Source organism: Clostridium novyi NT, assembly GCF_000014125.1.
Classification (GTDB): domain Bacteria; phylum Bacillota; class Clostridia; order Clostridiales; family Clostridiaceae; genus Clostridium_H; species Clostridium_H novyi.
This window is the reverse complement of the sequence record NC_008593.1, coordinates 2,449,281-2,475,203: the sequence shown is the minus strand read 5'-3', so window position 1 is coordinate 2,475,203 and position 25,923 is coordinate 2,449,281. Positions and strand designations below refer to the sequence as shown.

Here is a 25,923-nt window from a genome sequence, read left to right as displayed (position 1 = left end):
AATTAATAAGATTAGAAATAATCTAAACCTAGACACTAATGAAAATTAGTAGATGATGATAGATCAAGCTACAAAGGGCGCACGGTGAATGCCCTGGCACTAGGAGCCGATGAAGGACGTGATAAGCTGCGATAAGCTACATGTAGGCGCACATAGCCTGTGATATGTAGATTTCCGAATGGGGAAACCCATCTAGCTTTGCTAGATACTGTATACTGAATAAATAGGTATATGGAGGTACACCTGGGGAACTGAAACATCTAAGTACCCAGAGGAAGAGAAAGAAAATTCGATTCCCTAAGTAGCGGCGAGCGAAAGGGGAAGAGCCCAAACCAGGAACTTGTTCCTGGGGTTGCGGATAGATCACAACGCTTTGATTTCTTTAGTTGAAGAGAGCTGGAAGGCTCCGCCATAGAAGGTAATAGCCCTGTAAGCGAAAAGGAAAGAAAAGTAGATCTACTCCAGAGTACCACGAGACACGTGAAACCTTGTGGGAAGCTGGGAGGACCATCTCCCAAGGCTAAATACTACCTAGTGACCGATAGTGAAGCAGTACCGTGAGGGAAAGGTGAAAAGAACCCCGGGAGGGGAGTGAAATAGAATCTGAAACCGTGTGCCTACAATCGGTCGGAGCACATTAAAGTGTGACGGCGTACTTTTTGTAGAACGGGCCAGCGAGTTACGATGTGCAGCAAGGTTAAGCACTTATGGTGTGGAGCCGAAGGGAAACCGAGTCTGAACAGGGCAACTAGTTGCATATTGTAGACCCGAAACCGGGTGACCTATCCATGGCCAGGATGAAGCGGAAGTAAAATTCCGTGGAGGTCCGAACCACGTTGGCGTTGAAAAGCCATGGGATGAGCTGTGGATAGCGGAGAAATTCCAATCGAACTCGGAGATAGCTGGTTCTCCTCGAAATAGCTTTAGGGCTAGCGTCGGGTAATTAAGTAGTGGAGGTAGAGCACTGAATGGGCTAGGGGCTGACAACAGTTACTGAACCCTATCAAACTCCGAATGCCATATACTTGTACCCCGGCAGTCAGACTACGAATGATAAGATCCGTGGTCAAAAGGGAAACAGCCCAGACCATCAGCTAAGGTCCCAAAGTGTAAGTTAAGTGGGAAAGGATGTGGGATTTCTAAGACAACTAGGATGTTGGCTTAGAAGCAGCCACTCATTTAAAGAGTGCGTAATAGCTCACTAGTCGAGAGATCCTGCGCCGAAGATGTAACGGGGCTCAAACTTACCACCGAAGCTATGGATGTATACTTTGTATACGTGGTAGAGGAGCTTTCTGTACAGGTTGAAGCCATACCGTAAGGAGTGGTGGACAGTACAGAAGTGAGAATGCTGGCATAAGTAGCGAAAAACAAGTGAGAATCTTGTTGACCGAATATCTAAGGTTTCCTGGGGAAGGCTCGTCCTCCCAGGGTTAGTCGGGACCTAAGCCAAGGCCGAAAGGCGTAGGTGATGGACAACTGGTTGATATTCCAGTACCACCATAATGCGTTTGACAAATGGGATGACGCAGGAGGATAGGATGTGCGCACTATTGGATGTGCGTCTAAGCGCTTAGGGTGTTAAGTAGGCAAATCCGCTTAACATTAAGCCTGAGGTGTGATGGGGAGTCATTTTTGACGAAGTATCTGATTCCACGCTGCCAAGAAAAGTCTCTATGGAGCAAAATGGTGCCCGTACCGCAAACCGACACAGGTAGATGAGGAGAGAATCCTAAGGTCGTCGGAAGAATTACTGCTAAGGAACTCGGCAAATTGACCCCGTAACTTAGGGAGAAGGGGTGCCTACGAGAGTAGGCCGCAGTGAATAGGCTCAAGCAACTGTTTATCAAAAACACAGGTCTCTGCTAAAGCGTAAGCTGATGTATAGGGGCTGACGCCTGCCCGGTGCTGGAAGGTTAAGGGGAATAGTTAGCGTAAGCGAAGCTATGAACTTAAGCCCCAGTAAACGGCGGCCGTAACTATAACGGTCCTAAGGTAGCGAAATTCCTTGTCGGGTAAGTTCCGACCCGCACGAATGGCGTAATGATTTGAGCACTGTCTCGGCAGTAAATCCGGTGAAATTGTAGTGCAAGTGAAGATGCTTGCTACCCGCGGTTGGACGGAAAGACCCCGTAGAGCTTTACTGTAGCTTAGCATTGAATTTCGGTATTGTCTGTACAGGATAGGTGGGAGACTTAGAAGCCAGGGCGTCAGCTTTGGTGGAGTCATCCTTGGGATACCACCCTGATAGTACTGGAATTCTAACTGGAGGCCATGAATCTGGTCACAGGACATTGCTAGGTGGGCAGTTTGACTGGGGCGGTCGCCTCCTAAAAGGTAACGGAGGCGCCCAAAGGTTCCCTCAGCGCGGTCGGAAATCGCGCGTAGAGTGCAAAGGCAGAAGGGAGCCTGACTGCGACACATACAGGTGGAGCAGGGACGAAAGTCGGGCTTAGTGATCCGGTGGTTCTGTATGGAAGGGCCATCGCTCAACGGATAAAAGCTACCTCGGGGATAACAGGCTGATCTCCCCCAAGAGTCCACATCGACGGGGAGGTTTGGCACCTCGATGTCGGCTCGTCGCATCCTGGGGCTGTAGTCGGTCCCAAGGGTTGGGCTGTTCGCCCATTAAAGCGGCACGCGAGCTGGGTTCAGAACGTCGTGAGACAGTTCGGTCCCTATCCGCCGTGGGCGTAGGAAATTTGAGAGGAGCTGTCCTTAGTACGAGAGGACCGGGATGGACCAACCTCTGGTGCACCAGTTGTTCCGCCAGGAGCACAGCTGGGTAGCTATGTTGGGAAGGGATAAACGCTGAAAGCATCTAAGCGTGAAGCCCACCTCAAGATTAGATTTCCCATAGCGTAAGCTAGTAAGACCCCTGAAAGACTATCAGGTTGATAGGTTGGAGGTGTAAGTACAGTAATGTATTCAGCTGACCAATACTAATAGGTCGAGGGCTTGATCAAATAAATTATTATCACTGTGCAATTTTGAAAGAACAATCTGGTGATTATGGCTTGAAGGTAACACCCGTTCCCATACCGAACACGATGGTTAAGCTTCAAAGCGCCGATGGTACTGCACTGGAGACGGTGTGGAAGAGTAGGTCGTCGCCAGGTAATAAGGCTGGATAGCTCAGTCGGTAGAGCAGAGGACTGAAAATCCTCGTGTCCCTGGTTCGATTCCTGGTCCAGCCACCAAAACACTAGTATAATTACTAGTGTTTTTTTATTGTTTTAAATACTATGATATAAAAATTATACTTTGAAGTTATAAGAGTATTTGTGGAATAAGCGATCATTATTTATATAAATGAATATATAAGATTACCAAAATGGACTAAAGATTAATAACCAAATTAGTTCAAATATAATTGTAGAAATATAATTTTATAAGTGAAAATTCATAGAGGATATTTCATAGAAGATATATTTTAATATTTTATATTATATTTTGTATGCTTAAATGTTAATAAGGAATATAAATAATGTATTTTTTTCGTAAAAGTTAAAAAATATATAAAAAATTAGGATATAATATTGACATATGAATAGAAGTTTGATATAATTTGTACCTGTAGTAACGAAAAAACAAATCTGGTGATTATGGCTTGAAGGTAACACCCGTTCCCATACCGAACACGATGGTTAAGCTTCAAAGCGCCGATGGTACTGCATTGGAGACGATGTGGAAGAGTAGGTCGTCGCCAGGTAATAAGGCTGGATAGCTCAGTCGGTAGAGCAGAGGACTGAAAATCCTCGTGTCCCTGGTTCGATTCCTGGTCCAGCCACCAAAGCACTAGTATAATTACTAGTGCTTTTTTATTATTTAAAATTAAATATATAAGAGCATACTAAAGGAGTATAAAATTATTTTAAGTTTATATAAAATCATATTAATTTTTAATATAATTTTTGTAATAAGATAAATATAATTGGCGTAAAAGCAAGACTGTATGCGGGTTTTAAAAATAAAATAAAATTAATAAAAAGATTATAAAAATATGTTGACATATTAATATAACCTTGATATAATATCAATTGTGTTCGACAGGAACATATATGATTCACTAGCTCAGTCGGTAGAGCACATGACTTTTAATCATGTTGTCCGGGGTTCGATTCCCCGGTGGATCACCAAAACGCATCTTTATATAAAGATGCGTTTTTACTTTTTTTGAATAATAAAATTAACAACGAATTTTATATAAAGTAAATGAATTATTAGTAAGTAAGTTACTTAATGGATATAAATAGGTTATTTATGATATATGACCTATTTTTTTTGTATAACTATATGTTATTATAGAATGGTAGGTCAATGGGCTTAAATAAAATACTTATGTAAAAGGAGTTTAGCTATGGAAAATAAAGTTTTAGCTACAGTTAATGGAAGAGAAATAACAGAAAATGATATTCAAGAATCAATAAAAAGATTTCCAAAAGAACAACAAGCTTATTTAGCAACTGAACAAGGTAAAAAACAATTATTAGAACAATTAATATCTTTTGAGGTTTTCTATAATTATGGAAAAGAAATGGAATATGACAAAACAAAAGAATATACTACTGCTATAGAAATAATGGAAAGAGATGCTTTAACACAATTATCAGTAAACAAAGTACTTTCACAAGTAGAACTTACAGATAAAGAAGTTGAAGACTATTACAATGCTAATAAGTCTAATTTCGTTGTTGGAGAAATGATCTCAGCAAAACACATACTTGTTGATACTGAAGAATTAGCTAAAGAAGTTGCTGAAGAAATAAAAAATGGAATGACTTTTGGTGATGCTGCAACTAAATATTCAACCTGTCCTTCAAAAGCTCAAGGCGGAAACCTTGGAAAATTCGGTAAGGGTCAAATGGTTCCTGAATTTGAAGAAGCTGCATTTAACTTAGAAATAGGAAAAGTAAGTGAACCTGTTAAAACTCAATTTGGATATCATTTAATACAAGTAGAAGAAAAGCAAGAAGCTACTGAAAAGTCATTTGATGAAGTTAAGGATCTAATTAGAACTAACTTACTTCAAGAAAGACAAAAAGTAAAATACGCAACAACTGTAGAAGAATTAAAGAAAAAATATAACGTAGAAGTTAAGTAGTAAAAAATATATTTATTATTATATATAATTTAGTGGTTTAACTAAATTTGAAGAGCTGATTTTTAATTTTATTAGAAATTGGCTCTTTTTACTTTTATAAAAATACAAATGTTTATATATTTTCAATTGTTTTAGAGTATTTCTAAGAAAAAGCTTAGTCAATATAATGCATATGAGAATTTAAGAGCTTATACTTTACCAGGAGTATCAATATGTATAAATATAAGAATTATATAGAAATAAAGAGTATTATAGATTTAATTTAAAATTAAACAGTCAAGTTGTTTTTTACTAGTGAATAATATTTGATACAATACTCCATGTCGTCACGAGAGACGACAAGAAATCAGAAAAACAACTAAAAAACAAAATAGTTTTTAAATGAAAATTTAAAAATAAAAAGTTAAAAAAAGTTGTTGACAAAGAGATTTCAAATTGATATAATTAACTAGCTGTCAAGAGATGGCGAAAGAAAATGGTCTTTGAAAATTAAACAGAATATAGGTAATAAACCAGTCAATAAATTTGAGTAAGATTAAACTTTTAAATTGAGAGTTTGATCCTGGCTCAGGACGAACGCTGGCGGCGTGCCTAACACATGCAAGTCGAGCGATGAAGCTTCCTTCGGGAAGTGGATTAGCGGCGGACGGGTGAGTAACACGTGGGTAACCTGCCTCAAAGAGTGGGATAGCCTCCCGAAAGGGAGATTAATACCGCATAACATTATTTTACGGCATCGTAAAATAATCAAAGGAGCAATCCGCTTTGAGATGGACCCGCGGCGCATTAGCTAGTTGGTGAGGTAACGGCTCACCAAGGCAACGATGCGTAGCCGACCTGAGAGGGTGATCGGCCACATTGGAACTGAGACACGGTCCAGACTCCTACGGGAGGCAGCAGTGGGGAATATTGCGCAATGGGGGAAACCCTGACGCAGCAACGCCGCGTGAGTGATGAAGGTTTTCGGATCGTAAAACTCTGTCATTAGGGACGATAATGACGGTACCTAATGAGGAAGCCACGGCTAACTACGTGCCAGCAGCCGCGGTAATACGTAGGTGGCAAGCGTTGTCCGGATTTACTGGGCGTAAAGAGTATGTAGGTGGGCATTTAAGTCAGATGTGAAATTCCCGGGCTTAACCTGGGAGCTGCATTTGATACTGGGTGTCTAGAGTGCAGGAGAGGAAAGTGGAATTCCTAGTGTAGCGGTGAAATGCGTAGAGATTAGGAAGAACACCAGTGGCGAAGGCGACTTTCTGGACTGTAACTGACACTGAGATACGAAAGCGTGGGTAGCAAACAGGATTAGATACCCTGGTAGTCCACGCCGTAAACGATGAATACTAGGTGTCGGGGGGTACCACCCTCGGTGCCGCAGCAAACGCATTAAGTATTCCGCCTGGGGAGTACGGTCGCAAGATTAAAACTCAAAGGAATTGACGGGGACCCGCACAAGCAGCGGAGCATGTGGTTTAATTCGAAGCAACGCGAAGAACCTTACCTAGACTTGACATCTCCTGAATTACTCGTAACTGAGGAAGTCCCTTCGGGGACAGGAAGACAGGTGGTGCATGGTTGTCGTCAGCTCGTGTCGTGAGATGTTGGGTTAAGTCCCGCAACGAGCGCAACCCTTATTGTTAGTTGCTACTATTAAGTTAAGCACTCTAACGAGACTGCCGCGGTTAACGTGGAGGAAGGTGGGGATGACGTCAAATCATCATGCCCCTTATGTCTAGGGCTACACACGTGCTACAATGGCTGGTACAACGAGCAGCAATCCCGCGAGGGGGAGCAAAACTTGAAAGCCAGTCCCAGTTCGGATTGTAGGCTGAAACTCGCCTACATGAAGTTGGAGTTGCTAGTAATCGCGAATCAGCATGTCGCGGTGAATACGTTCCCGGGTCTTGTACACACCGCCCGTCACACCATGAGAGCCGGTAACACCCGAAGCCCGTGAGGTAACCGTAAGGAGCCAGCGGTCGAAGGTGGGATTGGTGATTGGGGTGAAGTCGTAACAAGGTAGCCGTAGGAGAACCTGCGGCTGGATCACCTCCTTTCTAGGGAGAATGGAAGCAAAGCTTCCAGACTGGAAACCTGATTCTGTTTAATTTTGAAAGACTAAGTCTTTCAAGAAATTGTTCTTTGAAAATTGCACAGTGATAAAGAAACGAATTAATAAGATTAGAAATAATCTAAACCTAGACACTAATGAAAATTAGTAGATGATGATAGATCAAGCTACAAAGGGCGCACGGTGAATGCCCTGGCACTAGGAGCCGATGAAGGACGTGATAAGCTGCGATAAGCTACATGTAGGCGCACATAGCCTGTGATATGTAGATTTCCGAATGGGGAAACCCATCTAGCTTTGCTAGATACTGTATACTGAATACATAGGTATATGGAGGTACACCTGGGGAACTGAAACATCTAAGTACCCAGAGGAAGAGAAAGAAAATTCGATTCCCTAAGTAGCGGCGAGCGAAAGGGGAAGAGCCCAAACCAGGAACTTGTTCCTGGGGTTGCGGATAGATCACAACGCTTTGATTTCTTTAGTTGAAGAGAGCTGGAAGGCTCCGCCATAGAAGGTAATAGCCCTGTAAGCGAAAAGGAAAGAAAAGTAGATCTACTCCAGAGTACCACGAGACACGTGAAACCTTGTGGGAAGCTGGGAGGACCATCTCCCAAGGCTAAATACTACCTAGTGACCGATAGTGAAGCAGTACCGTGAGGGAAAGGTGAAAAGAACCCCGGGAGGGGAGTGAAATAGAATCTGAAACCGTGTGCCTACAATCGGTCGGAGCACATTAAAGTGTGACGGCGTACTTTTTGTAGAACGGGCCAGCGAGTTACGATGTGCAGCAAGGTTAAGCACTTATGGTGTGGAGCCGAAGGGAAACCGAGTCTGAACAGGGCAACTAGTTGCATATTGTAGACCCGAAACCGGGTGACCTATCCATGGCCAGGATGAAGCGGAAGTAAAATTCCGTGGAGGTCCGAACCACGTTGGCGTTGAAAAGCCATGGGATGAGCTGTGGATAGCGGAGAAATTCCAATCGAACTCGGAGATAGCTGGTTCTCCTCGAAATAGCTTTAGGGCTAGCGTCGGGTAATTAAGTAGTGGAGGTAGAGCACTGAATGGGCTAGGGGCTGACAACAGTTACTGAACCCTATCAAACTCCGAATGCCATATACTTGTACCCCGGCAGTCAGACTACGAATGATAAGATCCGTGGTCAAAAGGGAAACAGCCCAGACCATCAGCTAAGGTCCCAAAGTGTAAGTTAAGTGGGAAAGGATGTGGGATTTCTAAGACAACTAGGATGTTGGCTTAGAAGCAGCCACTCATTTAAAGAGTGCGTAATAGCTCACTAGTCGAGAGATCCTGCGCCGAAGATGTAACGGGGCTCAAACTTACCACCGAAGCTATGGATGTATACTTTGTATACGTGGTAGAGGAGCTTTCTGTACAGGTTGAAGCCATACCGTAAGGAGTGGTGGACAGTACAGAAGTGAGAATGCTGGCATAAGTAGCGAAAAACAAGTGAGAATCTTGTTGACCGAATATCTAAGGTTTCCTGGGGAAGGCTCGTCCTCCCAGGGTTAGTCGGGACCTAAGCCAAGGCCGAAAGGCGTAGGTGATGGACAACTGGTTGATATTCCAGTACCACCATAATGCGTTTGACAAATGGGATGACGCAGGAGGATAGGATGTGCGCACTATTGGATGTGCGTCTAAGCGCTTAGGGTGTTAAGTAGGCAAATCCGCTTAACATTAAGCCTGAGGTGTGATGGGGAGTCATTTTTGACGAAGTATCTGATTCCACGCTGCCAAGAAAAGTCTCTATGGAGCAAAATGGTGCCCGTACCGCAAACCGACACAGGTAGATGAGGAGAGAATCCTAAGGTCGTCGGAAGAATTACTGCTAAGGAACTCGGCAAATTGACCCCGTAACTTAGGGAGAAGGGGTGCCTACGAGAGTAGGCCGCAGTGAATAGGCTCAAGCAACTGTTTATCAAAAACACAGGTCTCTGCTAAAGCGTAAGCTGATGTATAGGGGCTGACGCCTGCCCGGTGCTGGAAGGTTAAGGGGAATAGTTAGCGTAAGCGAAGCTATGAACTTAAGCCCCAGTAAACGGCGGCCGTAACTATAACGGTCCTAAGGTAGCGAAATTCCTTGTCGGGTAAGTTCCGACCCGCACGAATGGCGTAATGATTTGAGCACTGTCTCGGCAGTAAATCCGGTGAAATTGTAGTGCAAGTGAAGATGCTTGCTACCCGCGGTTGGACGGAAAGACCCCGTAGAGCTTTACTGTAGCTTAGCATTGAATTTCGGTATTGTCTGTACAGGATAGGTGGGAGACTTAGAAACCAGGGCGTCAGCTTTGGTGGAGTCATCCTTGGGATACCACCCTGATAGTACTGGAATTCTAACTGGAGGCCATGAATCTGGTCACAGGACATTGCTAGGTGGGCAGTTTGACTGGGGCGGTCGCCTCCTAAAAGGTAACGGAGGCGCCCAAAGGTTCCCTCAGCGCGGTCGGAAATCGCGCGTAGAGTGCAAAGGCAGAAGGGAGCCTGACTGCGACACATACAGGTGGAGCAGGGACGAAAGTCGGGCTTAGTGATCCGGTGGTTCTGTATGGAAGGGCCATCGCTCAACGGATAAAAGCTACCTCGGGGATAACAGGCTGATCTCCCCCAAGAGTCCACATCGACGGGGAGGTTTGGCACCTCGATGTCGGCTCGTCGCATCCTGGGGCTGTAGTCGGTCCCAAGGGTTGGGCTGTTCGCCCATTAAAGCGGCACGCGAGCTGGGTTCAGAACGTCGTGAGACAGTTCGGTCCCTATCCGCCGTGGGCGTAGGAAATTTGAGAGGAGCTGTCCTTAGTACGAGAGGACCGGGATGGACCAACCTCTGGTGCACCAGTTGTTCCGCCAGGAGCACAGCTGGGTAGCTATGTTGGGAAGGGATAAACGCTGAAAGCATCTAAGCGTGAAGCCCACCTCAAGATTAGATTTCCCATAGCGTAAGCTAGTAAGACCCCTGAAAGACTATCAGGTTGATAGGTTGGAGGTGTAAGTACAGTAATGTATTCAGCTGACCAATACTAATAGGTCGAGGGCTTGATCAAATAATTATTATCGCTGTGCAATTTTGAAAGAATAATTCAAAGATTCTTTTAAAATTGTCAACAACAATATAGATTTTATCTGGTGGTAATGGCTTGAAGGTAACACCCGTTCCCATACCGAACACGAAGGTTAAGCTTCAAAGCGCCGATGGTACTGCACTGGAGACGGTGTGGAAGAGTAGGTCGTCGCCAGGTAACTTAAAGCACTAAGCTAATCAGCTTAGTGCTTTTTTATTTTTTGAATTTGTAAATAAATAAAATATAAACTTTTAAGTTTATGTATGTATTTATTTCTCTAAGTAAATAATATCTTATATATGTTTTTTTAAACTTGTATATTTTAACAACTTAAGGTATTTACTTAAAGGAGAGAAATTATATGAAAAGAAATTATAAATTTTTATTATGTATATGTTTAGTTTTTGTTGTATTATATTGTATTAATAAAGTTAAAGGAACTGAATCTGTTGAAGCTATTACTTTTAATTTTAATAAAAACATTGAAAGATATATTCCAAAAGGAACAGAACTAAAAAAACCTATGTACCCTAAAAAAGCTAAATATATCATGTATGATGATTTATATGGAGATAAAGAAAAAGAAGTTATAATTACATTAAAGGACAAAAAAGATGAAAATACAGGCGGATTTATAGTTTTAAAAAATTATGGAGATTCCTATAAAGAAGTATTTAAAGAGTATGAAAAAAATAAAAATATATATGAAGTAACTTTTGCAGATTTAGATGGAGATAACAAAGATGAGCTTTTAGTTGGTTTTTCTACTGGAGAACCTTTAAAAAATATATTAAAGGTATACAAATATAATGAAAAAGAAAATAAACTAAAGGAAATAGATAGTTATAAGTATTCTAAATTAGATGTTAAGTTAATGGAAAAGGATAATAGAAAGAGTAATATAAAGAAAATTGCAATTTGGAATAATCTCGATGGTGATGTTTATATTGTAAATGTATTAAAATATGATAAAGGAAAACTTGTAGAATCTAAAGAAGATTATCCTCGTTACTTTAATAAGGTTGTTAGTTATTATAAATCAAAGCTTCGAAAGAATAATAATAAAAATAGTGCAACTATGTGGTACTATTTAGTTGATGCACAGATTAAAGCAAATAAACAAAAGGAAGCTTTAAATAGCATCTATGAAGTAAAAAAAATAAAACCAAATGGATATGAAAACATGGAAGAGATGTTTAAGGCGTTAGAGAAATCCATAGTAGATAATTTTAAATAATATATGAGAACATAAATAAAAATAAAAGTTTTAAATAAAAAATAATTACTTGTTAAAAAATAATAGTTTATTAGAAGTATTAATTATAAGTAATTTAGCACAATAATCAATAGATATGGATTTTGATTAAAAAAACAAAGTAGATGTATAATAAATTAAAGATTTATATATCTACTTTATTTTTATGTGTATAATTATAGTAAAATGGAAAATATAATTAGGAGATGAGTTGTGTGGATAAAATTCAAAAATTAAAAGATATTATTAATGAAAGTTCAAGGATAGTATTCTTTGGTGGAGCTGGGGTTTCAACAGAAAGTAAAATTCCCGATTTTAGATCTGAAACAGGGCTTTATAAAACAAAACATAATTTCACATATTCACCAGAACAGATGTTAAGTCATAGCTTTTTTATGAAAAATACAGAAGATTTCTTTGAGTTTTATAAAAAGAAAATGGTATATAAGGATGCAAAACCAAATGATGCACACATAGCACTTGCAAAATTAGAAGAAATGGGCAAATTAACAGCTGTTATAACTCAAAATATTGATGGACTTCATCAAATGGCTGGTTCTAAAAATGTGTTAGAATTGCACGGTTCTATACTTAGAAACTACTGCATGAAGTGCGGAAAGAGTTTTGATTTAGATTATGTAATGAATAGTAAAGAAGCTATACCTTACTGTGATGCTTGTGGAAAGATTGTAAAACCTGATGTTGTGTTATATGAAGAAGAATTAAATATGGATGTAATGTATAGTGCAATTAAACATATAAAAGAGGCTGATACTTTAATTGTAGGAGGAACATCATTAGTTGTATATCCTGCAGCTGGACTTATACAATATTTTAACGGCAAAAATTTAGTTTTAATTAATAAGGCTGAAACTCCTTATGATGATAAAGCTAACCTTGTAATACATGATAGTATAGGAAAGGTTTTAAAAGAAGCCTTATAAGTTTTATAATGATTTATTGTGTTAATTTTATAAATAAATTTTATCCAATATGAGAGGTTAAAGTATATGTTTATATATACATTTTAACCTCTTACTTTTTAGAAATATCTATTGTATACTATGTAGGTGACTATATTTTTATGAACACATATGGGAGGGAAAAACTTGAAAGAACACAGTAATAGAGAAGGATTTTCATCGGGGCTTGCAGCGTTCTTTGCAACATTAGGTTCGGCTGTTGGATTGGGGAATATATGGAAATTTCCTTACGTGGTAGGTTCTAATGGAGGGGCTGCGTTTTTATTAGTTTATTTTGGATTTATCTTGTTTATAGGACTTCCAATTATGATTAGTGAATTCTACATAGGAAGGAAAACCAGAAAAAATGTTGTTGGAGCTATAGATCAGTTCACAACTAATAAGATTTGGAAGGGAATTGGCGGACTTTCCATATTGGGTGCATATTTTGTATTGTTTTTTTATAGTACAGTAGGTGGATGGGTTTATTCATATGTATTTAAATCTATTAGGGGAGTATTTAATGGGTCAACAACAGAAAGTGTAAGACAAGAATTTTTAGGTACTACAAATGCAATGATTAGTCCAATAGTATGGCAGCTTGTAGTTATAGTTGTTGTTTCTATTATTTTAATATTAGGTGTAAAAAACGGTATAGAAAAAATAACAAAGACACTTATGCCTGTATTGTTTATACTTATTTTGGCTTGTGATATTAAAGCATTAACATTACCTGGTATGGGTAATAGTTTTAAATTCTTATTTAAAGCTGATTTTTCAAGCTTAACTACACAGGGAATTTTAATGGCAATGGGATTGGCTTTCTTTAAAATGTCTGTAGGTATGGGGGCTATGGTTACTTACGGAAGTTATTTTACAAAGAAGGACAATATGATAGGCACTGCAGTTAAGGTAGCGATTTCAGATACTATAGTATCTCTTTTAGTTGGATTAGCGGTATTTTCTGCTGTATTTACTTTTAACATGAAACCAGCAGGAGGTCCTGGACTTTTATTTATGACAGTGCCTCTAGTGTTTACAAAGATACCATTTGGTACAGTATTATTAGTAGCATTTTTTATTTTAGCATCAATTGCTGCAACAATGGCTATGACATCTATGTGTGAGGTTGTTGTTGTTTATCTAGTAGAGCAAAAAGGAATGTCTAGAACAAAATCAGTTATATTAAATGCTTGTATAATTTTTGGATTTGGAATTTTTGCAACACTTTCATCAAATTCGGGTGCTGTATTAGGTGGATTTACAATAGCAGGACTTAGAATTTTTGAGATTTTTGATTATTTATCTTCTAATATAATTTTACCATTGGGAGGATTTTTCATAGCTATATTAATTGGATACTTTATTCCTAAGAAGGACTTTCAAGAGGAACTTTCTAATAATGGTGAACTTAAAAATCGTAAAGTAATAAGCATATGCAGATTTATATTAAGATATATTACTCCAGTGCTAGTTTTAGTTGTATTTTTAAGTTCCATTGGGATAATAAAATAGAGTAAAATAAAAAAAACTTCCTATATGCTAGGAAGTTTCAGATTGTTCAAAAAGCCCCCAACAATTGGGGGCTTTTGTTTACGCCAAAATTCTTTTATGCGATAGCATTCGAAAAATATTTATTATGTATGTTAATTTGGAATAAATTTGAATTAATGTACACAAAAAATAATGCGATAGCACCATGGCTATCTTTTTCATATTCTGAACTGCCGCTGTAAGTAGGCACTGCTCAGAAACATTTTTAATTCCTCGCATGCGACAATAACGTAGCCCATGTAATTCTTTTGAATCAGCAAAGCTACGCTCAATCTTTTCTTTACGTCGTTTGTAAATACTTTTACCTTTTTCTGTTTTAGTAAATCTAAAAATTTGATCTTTATAGTCTTCCCAAACATGACGACGTATAGTTCTATTAATGGATTTATCAGATGTTAAGCAATTATTTTTATATTTGCAATAAGCACAATGCTCCGCATTACTTAAATATTCTTTATAACCTTCCCTCGTAGTAGTTCTATATTTTAAAAAGCAATTATTAATACACACATATCCATCTAATTCTTTAACATACTGAAATCTATATTTTGTATATTTTCCTTTAACATGGGGTCCTAAACGGAACCCAAAAACACCTTGATAATTTTTGTCTGAAATTTGTTTACAAATAGGATTCGTAGAATATCCGGCATCTGCTACTAAATATTTTGTATTAAAATTAAACTTTTCTATTTGAGTTTCTATTCTTTTAACATAAGGATCTACATCGTTTATATTCCCGGGAGTAACATGAACGTCTGTTATAATATTATACTTTCCGTCAACAGTTCTATGATCTAAATAAAAAAAGCCTTTAGGTTTTCCATCTCTAACCATATATCCACTGTCTGGATCAGTTGTACTTACTTTTATTTCCTTAGTTTCAGCTATTTTAGTCTTTTTTTTTAGAGGCTTTTTATTATGATTAATTCTATCTTTATTAATGTCATTCTCTAATTCATCAAAGTATTCCTTTGTGGATTTAGTTATTTCTTTTTTAATAAATTTATGTTTATTAGCGTTAGCTTTTAAGTGAGTAGAATCAGTATATAGAATTTTGCCATCAACCAAGTTTCTATTAATAGCTTGAAATACAATATTATCAAATATTTCTTGATGTATATTTGTATTACTAAATCTTTTTGTTCTATTCTGGCTTATAGTGGAATGACTTGGTATTTTATCAGTAAGTCCATATCCTAAAAACCATCTGTAAGCTACATTTACCTGGATTTCTTTTACAAGCTGACGCTCTGAACGTATACCGAATAGGTATCCTATAAAAAGCATTTTAAATAATACAACTGGGTCTACTGAAGGTCTTCCATTATCAGGACAATATAAATCCTTAGTTAAATCTCTTATAAATGAAAAGTCTATGTATTTATCTATCTTTCTAAGTATGTGATTTTCAGGTACTAAATTTTCTATATAAACTAGTTCTAATTGATTTTGTTTTCTTTCATTATTAGTAAGCATTTTTCCTCCGTATGAGCCCTAACGGGCTAAAAGATTTATTGTTCTAAAATATATATTCTACATAAACACTAAAAATCCTTTTTGTAATAAATGTAAAAAGGCTGTTGACAAATTATGTTTATCAACAGCCTGAAACTTCCTATATGCTAGGAAGTTTTTTATTTTACTACTGGTTCTAATATATATAATTTATTATTGTTACAGTTAATTACACCTCTTGCTCCTATAGGTAGTGTAAGTTTTGGATAATCATGTCCTGACATAAAGTTTGAAATTGTAGGTTTTCCTAAAGATAAAATTTTATCTTCTAATATTTCTTCTAAAGTTAAACTTCTTTCATAGTGAGGTAAAGTACATTTAGTAAATTGACCTATTATAAATCCACTACAATCTTTAAGTTTACCTCCAAGTTCTAATTGGGATAACATTCTATCTATTGAATAAGGCTCTTCGTTTATATCTTCAATAAATAATATATTATCTTTAGTATCTATTTCATATGGAGTTCCCATAGTTGAAGCAATTAAAGATAGATTTCCTCCTACAATTTTTCCTTCTGCTATTCCTGGAATGTTACAGAAAGTATCTATGTTCTCTGGATTAATTAAATCGTAAGGTCTAGTACCAGTCATAAGTGTGGTAAATAAACTATTATATGTTTCCTTATCTTTAAGGTTTGATGTAGCCATAGGACCATGAAAAGTTATAAAATCACAATTTGATGATATTGAGTTTAAAAGAACTGTTATATCACTAAAACCAACTAAGATTTTAGGATTTTCTTTTATTTTTTCATAGTCAAGGTATGGAAGTATTCTCATAGCACCATAACCACCACGAACACAAAGTATCATAGAAACTTCATCATCTAAAAACATATTCATAAAATCTTCAGCTCTATTTTTATCAGTACCTGCAAGATAACCACGTTTATCGTATAGGTGTTTTCCTTCCTTTATCTTAAATCCTTGTTCTTTTAAAAAAGCTATTGATTCTTTAATTTTATCAGGATTTTCTGGACTTGATGGAGAAACAAGACCTATTGTATCCCCAGGTTTTAATTTATTACATAACATATAATCACATCCTATAATATTTACTTGTTAAACAAGTATAGTACACATTAACAATTTATTATTTTATATTTATCTTTAGAACATATTTTTTTTGTTTAAGAAATAAATACTTCCAATAGCACTAATTAAAATAGCACTTATAACTATACTAAAACCATGACCTGCTGGAGCACCTGACCATGGAAGGCCTGTAACGTTCATACCAAATATACCTGAGAATATATCAGGAATGGACATAACTATAGTAACTGATGCTAAAAGCTTCATAACTAAGTTTAGATTATTAGATATAACGTTAGCTGAAGCATCCATAGTAGCATTTAAAATATTTCCGTATATACCAGTCATCTCTATTGCCTGTTTTATTTCTATTATTACATCTTCTAGTATATCTGTATCTTCCTCATATTTTTGCATTATAGAAAGTTTAAGCATTTTCTCTAAGGTTACTTCATTTGCTTTAAGTGAAGTAGAGAAATATACTAAAGAGTTTTGTAGAGATAGTAATTGCATAAGAACTTGGTTTGTCATAGATTTATGTAATCTTTTTTGAATCATTAAACTCTTTTTGCCTATTTGTCTAAGGTATAACAAAAAGTATTTTGAAACCCTATAAAGTATTTGTAATATAAATCTTGAGCGTTTAAATGTATAAAAAGAACGGATATTTCCTTCTATAAAATCTGTTAGTATTTTGCTATTTTTAAGGCATACAGTTATAAGTACGTCTTCTGTATGAATTATTCCAAGGGGGTATGTATCGTATGTTAAAGAGTTTTCCTCCATTTCTGTAAATGGAATATCGAATATAAAAAGAGAATTATTATCTTCAATATCTATACGGGAAGTTTCCTCTTCGTCTAAAGCAGCATTTAGAAATTCTACTGGAACTCCTGTTTTTTTAGAAATTAAAAGAATTTCTTGTTCTGATGGGGATATTAAGTTTATCCAACATCCAGGTTCTATAGAATCTAATTGTTCCAAATGTTTATTTGCATCATTAGATGTTTTATATATACAGATCATAAAGTCAATCCTTTCTAATTGTTATTAAACTTAATTTTAGTCTATATAAATAACACAATTATTTATTATATTATTATAACGTACTATTAAATGTTTCTACAAATAAATTAAGACAATATATTTTAACAAAATAACAACTTAAAGCATGTACTATTACTATAACAATACAGTTTAAGAGGAAAATAAAGTAAAACGAGAAAATGGGTTAAAACACTATCTTTTTATCTATGTAATCGTTAGAAATTATAAAAAATTACCTTAAATCATCATAAAAAGCGAAAAAACAACTTGTAATACTTAATATAAAACTAGTATAATCTCTATGTGAAATGAATCAATTTATGGAGGAGAGAAATGTATAAAGAAACAGTAACAAGAAAAAAGGTATCTAGTATAGTGGTTATAGTAATGTTATTGACTGTTTCTATAGTATTAACGGATATGAGTAGAAATATGAGGTTAGGACAATTTGGATCTATCTTAACAATTTTATTGACTGCATTCATATTTGTGCTTATATTAAAACAAATACACAAATGTAGTATAAAATACAAATACTCTATAATTGCAGATGAATTAATAATTTATAAACTTAAAGGTTATAAAGAAGAAGTAATGGAAAGTATTAAAATAAAGGATATACAATCCATAAAGAAAACAAACAGATTCAATTTACTGATAAACATGATATTAAGTAAAAGCTATAGTGGATTAAATTTAACGCGTGAAATATACGCTTGCAGATATAAAAATAAACACATAAATAAGAAATTTTATTTTGAGCCAAGCAGTAAATTAGTGGAGAAACTTCACTTATTAAGAGAAGGCAATTAATAAAAAGTAGCTAGATGCAATTTATCTAGCTACTTTTTATTATTTAAGAGTTTCTTCTTTTACTTCTTTAAGTAAATTTTCATTGTTTATTAAATCATATCCAGTTAGTGCAAGTGCTTTACTTACATCAATAACCTTGTGTCTAGCAAACTCTGATAATGTTGCCTTTGCAAAGTCTTCAGATGGGAATGAAACTGAATCATCATCTGTTATCTTAACTAAGTATTTTAAAGTTGGTACTATTGAAGATACATTTCCAAGACTTAATCCGTAAGGCACTTCAATGTCCTCATCTAAATCTATAATTCCTGATTCCTTTAAATTGTGTGAAAAAATTCTTGATAAATTACAATTGCCTTTAAAGTTTTCGCAAGGAACTTCTGGCATAGTAATAGATGTTTTTATGTTTAACAATTCTTCTACGTGTTTTATGATTATACTTATTTTTTCTTTAATTTCCTCGGCAATAGCCATACTAGGCGCTTTTATATAGAATGTAGTGATTATATTATTTGGTGGCACAATACGAGCTGAGTGACCATCTATTTTAATTTTATCTATACTACAATCTTTAGCATACCCCTTTACTATTGTGTTTATAGAGTTAAGTGTAAAGAGACAAGCATCAAAAGGAGTAAAAAATTTGTTCTTTTGACATTGACAGTTACAAGAACAATCATACTTTATTGTTATTGGTAATGTTGCTGGAGAAGAACAACAGTTAGCATTAATTATACTAGGGTGAGCGGATAAAACTACATCAATATCATCGAAAGCTCCTTGTTTTGACATTATAACTTTTGAACCACCTAAAAACTCTCCAGGACAACCTAATACTATAACGCTTCCCTTAGTTTTAGGTATTACTTTAGATAGTCCAATAGCAGCACCTATAGACATACTTGATACTAAGTTGCTTCCAACGATGTGACCTTTTTTACATCCACAATCATATTCACAAATATAACAAATCTTAGGGTGACCATCTCCGAATTTCGCCATAAATGCAGTAGGAATATCTAAGAATTTTTCTTTTATTTCAAAGTTGTTTTGTTTAAGGATATTAATTAAGTAATCGTGAGCTTTATGTTCACAAAAGCTTTCTTCAGGATTTTCATATAAATATTTAGATATGTTAAATAAATCATTTTCCATAGAAATTATATGCTTTATAATTTCTTGCTTCATAAAGAAGACACCTCCTTTGTAACGATTATTTATTAGTATACCCTTAGAGAAAAAATATATTGATAGTGGTTAATAAATTCATAAAACTATTGAAAGATATATATAAAAACCATATAATAAGTTGTATGCCTTTAATGGAATAAAATTCAAAAACAAGGAGGTGCATATAATAATGAAAAACTTAGCTAAAAAAATAGCCAAATTATTCATAATGGCTTTTGCTGTAGTTATAGCTGGATTTACAACTAAAGCCTATGCTATATCAGGTATTCCTCAAGTAGATAGAATTGTAGCAGAATATGCAGGAGTACGTGAAGGACAAACACAAACATTTGATTTACTATCAAAAAGTTCTTGTAACATACAATATAGGGTTTGGATATGCAACAAAAATGATAAAGTGTGGCAAGATATAACGAATGGTTTTACACCACCTATGCAACCTAAATCAGTATATAGTGTTAGAACACCTAAATTAAAGGAAGGACAATACACAATTTCTGTTTGGGTAAAAAGATATGGAGTATCAAATACCATAGACAAAAGAGGATTTGATAATTATCTTGCAACTAATATGAACTGTTTAAAGGATGATGGAAAAGGACCATACTTAACTATAAACAACTTTACTCATAACTATGAAGTTGGACAAACTGTATCAATATCAAATAAAAATGGGACAAACTATTTATATAATTATAATGTTTATGATCTTATAAATAGAAGAAATGTTACTACATCTGAAGAATATAAGGATACAGTAGCATGGAAGCCAAGTAAAGAGGGCTTATATCTATTAAAAGTTAATATGAAATCTGCAGAAAAAGTTCCAGTAGAGATAGAAAGTCCAGATGAAAATAAGGATGATGCTAATATTAGCAAAGAAGATGTTAAATCTAATAATGATGAAAGCAATAATATTAATAATAAAAATAAAGAAAATGAATCTTCAAATGTTGATGAAGCTAAAGACAGTAGTAAGGTAGAAGAAAATAATAGCAAAGTTGAAGAAAAATCTGATTCTAACGATGAAGATAAAAATAAAGATGTAGCAGATGATAAGGCTAAAGATAAAAACAAAGAGGCTGAGCAAGCTAAAAAGGAAGTTACAAAGAAAATTGAATATAAAGAAGTTGAAAAAAATACAACTACTTTTAGATTGATAGCTGTAGGAAATCCATATAGAGAATTAATAAAATCATCACAAGTTACACCATCAGCACCAAGAACAAGTTTAACTGGCAAAGGTTCAAATGCTATACATGTTAAATCTTTAGTAGTTGGGAACGCTGGTGAAGGACAAACTATTTATATAAAATCTTCACCAAGCCAAAGAGCTTCTAATGTAGGATACTTCTATGGTAGCTTACAAGGAGTTGATATATTAAAAACTGTAGGAAATTACTACTATATTGAAACAAAAGATTATAAGTCTTTAAACAATGTAAAGGGATATGTATTAAAATCTCAACTAAAAACAATTAGACCAAATCAAACTTACACAATAACAGTTAAACTAGAACAACAAAAGGTTTATATTTATAAGGGAGATAGTTTAATAAAGACATTTACATGTTCAACAGGTAGAGATTCAACACCAACACCTACAGGAGTTTATGTAATAGGTTCTAGAGGAAGCTTATTCTATTCAGGTTCTTCAGTAATCTGTTACAACTGGGTAAGATGGAATAACAATTTCCTATTCCATAGCGTGTTGTATGATAGAAATGGAAACTTAATATTATCTGAGTATAAAAAACTTGGAACAAAAGCTTCTCATGGGTGTATTAGACTTCCTTTAGGAGATGTAAAGTGGATATATAATAATATTCCATCAGGAACTGCGGTTATTATTCAAAGATAAATAATAATTTATAAAAAAACGCTAAATTTATTTTAGCGTTTTTTATTTATAGGATATATTATATGAATGTGGGATTATTGAGGAAGAACTCTTCTAAATATTTCTTCTACCTCATTTGTAAATTCAGAAAAAGGTCTGCCAGATTTTAAGCCTTCTCCTACTTTAGATATTCTTGTAAACACATCTGCATCTGAACTTACAGCAACTGATGTAAGACTTTTGTCTGCTGCTTTAGCTGCCTTTTCAACTTCATTTTTAACCTTATTTGTTTTAGCAGCTTCAATGTTTGATTGCATATTGATTCCTACTAATGCTCTATCACCTGTAATAACTACGGCTGAACTTTTAACTTCTTTTATTTTATTTACTGCATCTTCTACTTTTTTTACTCTTTCAGATGAGTAATCTCCAAGTTTGTTCATTCCGTTTGTGTTACCGTTAGTGTTTTGTTTAACTTCTTGTTTAGTTGTTTCATTAGTAGTATTCTTATTATTTTTTGTTGAATCAGGAGTACCACAACCAATTAAGGATAATGAAAGTACTACAGCTGATACAACAGCTATAATGCCTTTTTTCACAATAATCACCTCAAAAATATTATGCGCAATTTAAAAATTAATATAAGTAAATAAGCAATAATATAAAATTTTAAAAAATAATTTAAAAAATCCATAAAAATTTTTGTGGACAAAATAAAATTACATGTAGTATTGAATAGACTATAGTAAAGGGGCAATAATTTTAGATAGTTTTAGCAATTTATCTAAGGAGGTAATTATGCAAAAACGTAAATGTATCATATGTGGAAAGCCTCTAAATGATGGTATAATGATAAATGGGAGAGGAATATGTAGAAACTGCGAAGAAAGACTTATATATTCTCAGTCGGGAACGGATTTTTATGAATATTATATAAACTGTATAAAAAAGACCATTCCTAGTAATGTCAAAAGGAGAGTGAATTATAAGTGGGGAAATTACCTCTTGTAGAAGGTGTATTAAGATACTTTAATGAAAACAATGTAAGATTTTCTATGCCAGGGCATAAGGGAAAAAGAGGTTTTGAGACAACAGACATAGGAAGAAAAATGATAAAAAATTTTATTGATATAGATATAACTGAAGTTGATGGAGTAGATAATCTTCATGATGCAAAAGAAATAATAAAAGATGCACAAGAGTTATTATCTAATTATTATGGAAGTAAAAAATCTTATTTCTTAGTAAATGGAAGTACCAGCGGAAATTTAACAATGATATTTTCAGCCTTTAACGAAGGAGATAAGTTAATCGTTGAGAGAAACTGTCATAAATCAATATTTAACGGAATTATTTTAAGAAAGTTAAAACCTGTATATATAAAAAATAAAATAAATTACAAATACAATGCTCCTCTTTCTATAGATGAGGAGCATTTTTTAAAAGTTTTAAATGAAAACCCAGATGCTAAGGGGGTCGTTGTAACTTACCCTAATTATTATGGAGTTTGTCCTAATTTAGAATTTATAATAAGTGAGGCAAAAAAGAGAAACATGAAAGTATTAGTTGATTCGGCTCATGGTGCTCATTTTGGAGTAACTGAAAGTTTACCTAAAAGTGCAGTAAGCTTTGGAGCTGATATTGTTGTTATGAGTTCTCATAAAACACTTCCAAGTCTTACTCAAACGGCATATCTTCATGTAAATGATGAGACGATTTTAGATAAGGTTGAATTTTATCTCCATAGCTTTTTAAGTACAAGTCCATCCTATCTTTTTATGTGTACCATGGATTATGCTAGATTTTATTTAGAGGAATATGGCAAGAAAGATTATGATAGTTTAATAAAACTTGCAAATGAGTACAGAGAAAAAATAAATAAAATAGAAGGAATGCACATTATAGGCAAGGAAGATTTAAATGATAGAAGTTTAGATTTAGATGAAACAAGATATGTAATAAGTCTTGAAAAAGGTTATAGCGGTGAAAAATTATCAAAATACCTAAGAAAAAATAAAATCCAAGTAGAGATGAATGATAGTCAAAATGTAGTCCTTATTTTAGGGCCGTTTAATGATGAGAATGACTTTAAAATCTTATATAATGCCCTAAAAAAATGTTCATTGGAACTTCTAAAAGATGAATATTATGATGTATTGAATTATAATATACCAGAGATTAAGTTTACTCCATGTGATGTAATAGATAGAGAAAAAGAGATTATAGATATGGAAGATACTTTAGGTTGTGTGTGTGGAGAGAGTATAGTTCCATACCCTCCAGGAATACCTATAGTGAATATTGGAGAAGTAATAGATAAACAAGTAATAGAGCAAATAAAACACTACTTAAATAGTGGGGTAGATGTAATCGGAGTAAAAATTAAAAATAATAAGATACAAATAAAAGTTTTAAAGGATAAAAGGTAGTCTTTAAAAAATTGGGAGGAAACATCAGTGAACAAAGGAGCATTTATAACATTAGAGGGGCCAGAGGGTTCAGGAAAGACAACAATAGTTAAAATGATAGAAAAGTATTTAAGTGAAAATAATATAGAATATATATCAACAAGAGAACCAGGTGGTATTAATATATCAGAACAAATAAGAGATGTAATATTAAATAAGGATAACGTAGCTATGGATGCAAGAACAGAAGCGCTTCTTTATGTAGCATCTAGAAGACAGCATTTAGCTGAAAGAGTTATTCCAGCTATAAAAGAAGGAAAAGTAGTTATATGCGATAGATTTATAGATTCATCTTTAGCATATCAAGGGTATGCAAGAGGCATTGGTATTGATGAGGTTATGGCAATAAATGAGTTTGCAATAGATGGTTATATGCCTGATTTAACATTATATCTTGATATAGAACCAGAAGTAGGACTAAAGAGAATATCAAAAAACAATGAGAGAGAAGTAAATAGATTAGACCTTGAAGCATTAGACTTTCATAAAAAAGTAAGGGAAGGATATTTTAAACTTTTAGAAAAATATCCAAACAGAATAAAAAAGATCAATGCAAATCAACCAGTAGATAAGGTTTTTGAAGAGGTAAAAGGTTTTTTAAAGTAACCTTTATATGTTAAAATATAAATATAAGTATAAGTATAAGAGTATTTATATTTTAGTGGAGGTATATCTAAGGGGGTATAAAAATGAAACTTGTAATTGCAGTGGTACAAGATAACTACGCTGATGATTTAATTGACGTTATAACAGAGGCTGGACATGGAGTAACTAAACTTGCAACAACAGGAGGATTTTTAAAGTCTGGAAATACAACACTTATGATAGGGGTAAAAAAAGAAGAAGTTGAAAAGGTTATTTCAATAATAAAAGATGTATGCAGAAAAAGAAATCAAGTTATTACAACGCCTTCACCAGTAACTGCAACAACAGGAGTATATGTACCATATACAGTTGAAGTAGAAGTTGGCGGAGCGACAGTATTTGTAGTAGACGTTGATCAATTTATAAAGATATAGTTTTGGAGGTATAAGATGAGTTTTGAGAGTATAATAGGTCATGAATTAATAAAAAAAGAAATAGAAAATTCAATAGATACGGGAAAGTTTTCTCATGCTCATCTTATTGTAGGAGAAGATGGAATAGGAAAAAGTCTACTTGCTAGAGAGATTGCATTAAAGGTTTTAGGAAAAGATGAAGACAGAGATTACGTAGACATAATAAAATGGAAGATAGAAAAAAATAAGCAATCTATTGGAGTAGATAGCATAAGAGATATAATTAAAGAAGTAAACAAGAAGCCTTATGAGGGAGATAAGAAAGTAGTAATAGTATACAATGCAGAAAAGATGACAACAGAGGCTCAAAATGCTTTTTTAAAGACTATAGAAGAACCTCCCAATGGAGTTTTAATAATATTACTTAGTCAAAATTTAGAAATGATGTTAGAAACTATAAGGTCAAGATGTCAAATACATAAACTTAAAAGACTATCATCGAAGGAAATGGAAAGCTACATAAGATGCAATTTCCATGATTTAAGTGAAGATGAGGTAAAACAGATAATAATATTTAGTGATGGTATTCCAGGTCGATGTAGAGTATTTTTAGAGGACCATAGTTTTAAAGATATAAGACAGAGTACCTTAGATATATTATTTTTATTGCAAAAGAAAGATAAATACATTGTAAAAGAGTATGAAAAGTTTTTCTTCAAATATAAAGGTGATTGGCAAGAAATTCTTAGTTCTTTTGTTTCATATATAAGAGATATAATATTATATAAGGAGCTTGGAACTACAGAAATAATTATAAATAACGATGTTGTGGAAAAAATAAAGGAACTTTCAAATATATATTCATTAAAACAGTTAAATAAATTTATAGATGTAATAACAGATGTAAGAAAAAATTTAGAAAACAGGGTAAATCCAGCATTAGCTTTTGATGTAATGTTATTAAATATGCAGGAGGTTTAAG

Annotated in this window: 16 protein-coding genes, 3 tRNA genes and 6 rRNA genes; 20 read left to right on the top strand and 5 right to left on the bottom strand. The window is 34.6% G+C overall.

The window, feature by feature from the left end:
• The first annotated feature begins 61 nt into the window (after positions 1-61).
• The 13 genes from NT01CX_RS11515 (at position 62) to NT01CX_RS11455 (ending at position 13,990) form a co-directional block, all read left to right on the top strand.
• A 23S ribosomal RNA gene (locus tag NT01CX_RS11515) occupies positions 62-2,966 on the top strand.
• Positions 2,967-3,002: 36 nt separating this feature from the next.
• Positions 3,003-3,119 (top strand): 5S ribosomal RNA (gene rrf / locus NT01CX_RS11510).
• A gap of 5 nt (positions 3,120-3,124) precedes the next feature.
• Positions 3,125-3,200 (top strand) — tRNA-Phe (locus NT01CX_RS11505).
• Between the two features lie 395 nt (positions 3,201-3,595).
• Positions 3,596-3,712: ribosomal RNA gene (rrf, locus tag NT01CX_RS11500) — 5S ribosomal RNA — on the top strand.
• A 5-nt stretch (positions 3,713-3,717) separates the two neighbouring features.
• Positions 3,718-3,793: transfer RNA gene (locus tag NT01CX_RS11495), tRNA-Phe, on the top strand.
• 270 nt (positions 3,794-4,063) lie between these two features.
• Positions 4,064-4,139: transfer RNA gene (locus NT01CX_RS11490), tRNA-Lys, on the top strand.
• Between the two features lie 221 nt (positions 4,140-4,360).
• The gene (locus tag NT01CX_RS11485; RefSeq protein ID WP_011723215.1) at positions 4,361-5,104 is read left to right on the top strand and encodes a peptidylprolyl isomerase; all 744 of its coding nucleotides are present in this window, start codon (positions 4,361-4,363) and stop codon (positions 5,102-5,104) included.
• 544 nt (positions 5,105-5,648) lie between these two features.
• Positions 5,649-7,161: ribosomal RNA gene (locus tag NT01CX_RS11480) — 16S ribosomal RNA — on the top strand.
• A gap of 174 nt (positions 7,162-7,335) precedes the next feature.
• Positions 7,336-10,240, top strand: a 23S ribosomal RNA gene (locus NT01CX_RS11475).
• Between the two features lie 78 nt (positions 10,241-10,318).
• A 5S ribosomal RNA gene (gene rrf / locus NT01CX_RS11470) occupies positions 10,319-10,435 on the top strand.
• Together the 16S, 23S and 5S rRNA genes with 3 tRNA genes alongside form the textbook arrangement of a ribosomal RNA operon.
• A gap of 184 nt (positions 10,436-10,619) precedes the next feature.
• Entirely contained in the window at positions 10,620-11,495 is an 876-nt protein-coding gene (locus NT01CX_RS11465) for a hypothetical protein (RefSeq protein ID WP_011723214.1), read from the top strand.
• A 224-nt stretch (positions 11,496-11,719) separates the two neighbouring features.
• On the top strand, positions 11,720-12,457 hold the full coding sequence (locus tag NT01CX_RS11460) for an NAD-dependent protein deacylase (RefSeq protein WP_011723213.1): 738 nt from the start codon (positions 11,720-11,722) through the stop codon (positions 12,455-12,457).
• Positions 12,458-12,622: 165 nt separating this feature from the next.
• A complete protein-coding gene (locus NT01CX_RS11455; protein WP_080504862.1) occupies positions 12,623-13,990 on the top strand; it encodes a sodium-dependent transporter in 1,368 nt (455 codons plus the stop codon).
• Positions 13,991-14,068: 78 nt separating this feature from the next.
• Here NT01CX_RS11455 and NT01CX_RS11450 read toward each other — a convergent pair whose 3' ends face one another.
• The 3 genes from NT01CX_RS11450 to NT01CX_RS11440 all read right to left on the bottom strand — a co-directional run bounded on the left by NT01CX_RS11450 (position 14,069) and on the right by NT01CX_RS11440 (position 17,610).
• On the bottom strand, positions 14,069-15,508 hold the full coding sequence (locus tag NT01CX_RS11450) for an IS1182-like element ISCno1 family transposase (RefSeq protein WP_011721628.1): 1,440 nt from the start codon (positions 15,506-15,508) through the stop codon (positions 14,069-14,071).
• A 158-nt stretch (positions 15,509-15,666) separates the two neighbouring features.
• Positions 15,667-16,584, bottom strand: a complete 918-nt coding sequence (locus NT01CX_RS11445) for a S66 peptidase family protein (protein ID WP_011723211.1) — start codon at positions 16,582-16,584, stop codon at positions 15,667-15,669.
• Between the two features lie 75 nt (positions 16,585-16,659).
• The gene (locus tag NT01CX_RS11440) at positions 16,660-17,610 is read right to left on the bottom strand and encodes a magnesium transporter CorA family protein (RefSeq protein ID WP_011723210.1); all 951 of its coding nucleotides are present in this window, start codon (positions 17,608-17,610) and stop codon (positions 16,660-16,662) included.
• Positions 17,611-17,964: 354 nt separating this feature from the next.
• Here NT01CX_RS11440 and NT01CX_RS11435 point away from each other — a divergent pair, with 354 nt between their 5' ends.
• Positions 17,965-18,444: a hypothetical protein gene (locus tag NT01CX_RS11435; protein ID WP_011723209.1), complete on the top strand. Its 480-nt coding sequence runs from the start codon at positions 17,965-17,967 to the stop codon at positions 18,442-18,444.
• Positions 18,445-18,483: 39 nt separating this feature from the next.
• Here the strand turns inward: NT01CX_RS11435 and NT01CX_RS11430 are convergent, their stop codons facing one another.
• The gene (locus tag NT01CX_RS11430; protein ID WP_011723208.1) at positions 18,484-19,632 is read right to left on the bottom strand and encodes an amidohydrolase; all 1,149 of its coding nucleotides are present in this window, start codon (positions 19,630-19,632) and stop codon (positions 18,484-18,486) included.
• 172 nt (positions 19,633-19,804) lie between these two features.
• Here NT01CX_RS11430 and NT01CX_RS11425 point away from each other — a divergent pair, with 172 nt between their 5' ends.
• Positions 19,805-21,496: a L,D-transpeptidase gene (locus tag NT01CX_RS11425; protein WP_011723207.1), complete on the top strand. Its 1,692-nt coding sequence runs from the start codon at positions 19,805-19,807 to the stop codon at positions 21,494-21,496.
• Between the two features lie 74 nt (positions 21,497-21,570).
• Here the strand turns inward: NT01CX_RS11425 and NT01CX_RS11420 are convergent, their stop codons facing one another.
• Complete coding sequence (locus tag NT01CX_RS11420; protein WP_011723206.1) at positions 21,571-22,074, bottom strand: YhcN/YlaJ family sporulation lipoprotein; 504 nt, start codon at positions 22,072-22,074, stop codon at positions 21,571-21,573.
• A gap of 199 nt (positions 22,075-22,273) precedes the next feature.
• On the opposite strand from NT01CX_RS11420, the gene NT01CX_RS11415 reads away from it, so the two are divergent.
• The 5 genes from NT01CX_RS11415 to NT01CX_RS11395 all read left to right on the top strand — a co-directional run bounded on the left by NT01CX_RS11415 (position 22,274) and on the right by NT01CX_RS11395 (position 25,922).
• Positions 22,274-22,486 (top strand): sigma factor G inhibitor Gin, encoded by a 213-nt coding sequence (locus NT01CX_RS11415; protein WP_039223935.1) that lies wholly within the window; start codon positions 22,274-22,276, stop codon positions 22,484-22,486.
• A complete protein-coding gene (locus NT01CX_RS11410; RefSeq protein ID WP_011723205.1) occupies positions 22,465-23,904 on the top strand; it encodes an aminotransferase class I/II-fold pyridoxal phosphate-dependent enzyme in 1,440 nt (479 codons plus the stop codon). Before NT01CX_RS11415 ends, NT01CX_RS11410 begins: the two co-directional genes overlap by 22 nt.
• Positions 23,905-23,931: 27 nt before the next feature.
• The gene (gene tmk, locus NT01CX_RS11405) at positions 23,932-24,549 is read left to right on the top strand and encodes a dTMP kinase (protein WP_011723204.1); all 618 of its coding nucleotides are present in this window, start codon (positions 23,932-23,934) and stop codon (positions 24,547-24,549) included.
• Positions 24,550-24,632: 83 nt separating this feature from the next.
• Positions 24,633-24,962, top strand: coding sequence for a cyclic-di-AMP receptor (locus tag NT01CX_RS11400; protein WP_011723203.1), 330 nt, complete (start codon positions 24,633-24,635; stop codon positions 24,960-24,962).
• A gap of 15 nt (positions 24,963-24,977) precedes the next feature.
• The gene (locus tag NT01CX_RS11395; protein WP_011723202.1) at positions 24,978-25,922 is read left to right on the top strand and encodes a DNA polymerase III subunit delta'; all 945 of its coding nucleotides are present in this window, start codon (positions 24,978-24,980) and stop codon (positions 25,920-25,922) included.
• The last annotated feature ends 1 nt before the right edge of the window (position 25,923 follow it).

Bases quoted from the DNA above. Each gene is read 5' to 3' on its own strand.
- NT01CX_RS11485 (WP_011723215.1), top strand. From the start codon at position 4,361: ATGGAAAATAAAGTTTTAGCTACAGTTAATGGAAGAGAAATAACAGAA.
- NT01CX_RS11465 (WP_011723214.1), top strand. From the start codon at position 10,620: ATGAAAAGAAATTATAAATTTTTATTATGTATATGTTTAGTTTTTGTT.
- NT01CX_RS11460 (WP_011723213.1), top strand. From the start codon at position 11,720: ATGAGTTGTGTGGATAAAATTCAAAAATTAAAAGATATTATTAATGAA.
- NT01CX_RS11450 (WP_011721628.1), bottom strand. From the start codon at position 15,508: ATGCTTACTAATAATGAAAGAAAACAAAATCAATTAGAACTAGTTTAT.
- NT01CX_RS11445 (WP_011723211.1), bottom strand. From the start codon at position 16,584: ATGTTATGTAATAAATTAAAACCTGGGGATACAATAGGTCTTGTTTCT.
- NT01CX_RS11440 (WP_011723210.1), bottom strand. From the start codon at position 17,610: ATGATCTGTATATATAAAACATCTAATGATGCAAATAAACATTTGGAA.
- NT01CX_RS11435 (WP_011723209.1), top strand. From the start codon at position 17,965: ATGTATAAAGAAACAGTAACAAGAAAAAAGGTATCTAGTATAGTGGTT.
- NT01CX_RS11430 (WP_011723208.1), bottom strand. From the start codon at position 19,632: ATGAAGCAAGAAATTATAAAGCATATAATTTCTATGGAAAATGATTTA.
- NT01CX_RS11425 (WP_011723207.1), top strand. From the start codon at position 19,805: ATGAAAAACTTAGCTAAAAAAATAGCCAAATTATTCATAATGGCTTTT.
- NT01CX_RS11415 (WP_039223935.1), top strand. From the start codon at position 22,274: ATGCAAAAACGTAAATGTATCATATGTGGAAAGCCTCTAAATGATGGT.
- NT01CX_RS11400 (WP_011723203.1), top strand. From the start codon at position 24,633: ATGAAACTTGTAATTGCAGTGGTACAAGATAACTACGCTGATGATTTA.
- NT01CX_RS11395 (WP_011723202.1), top strand. From the start codon at position 24,978: ATGAGTTTTGAGAGTATAATAGGTCATGAATTAATAAAAAAAGAAATA.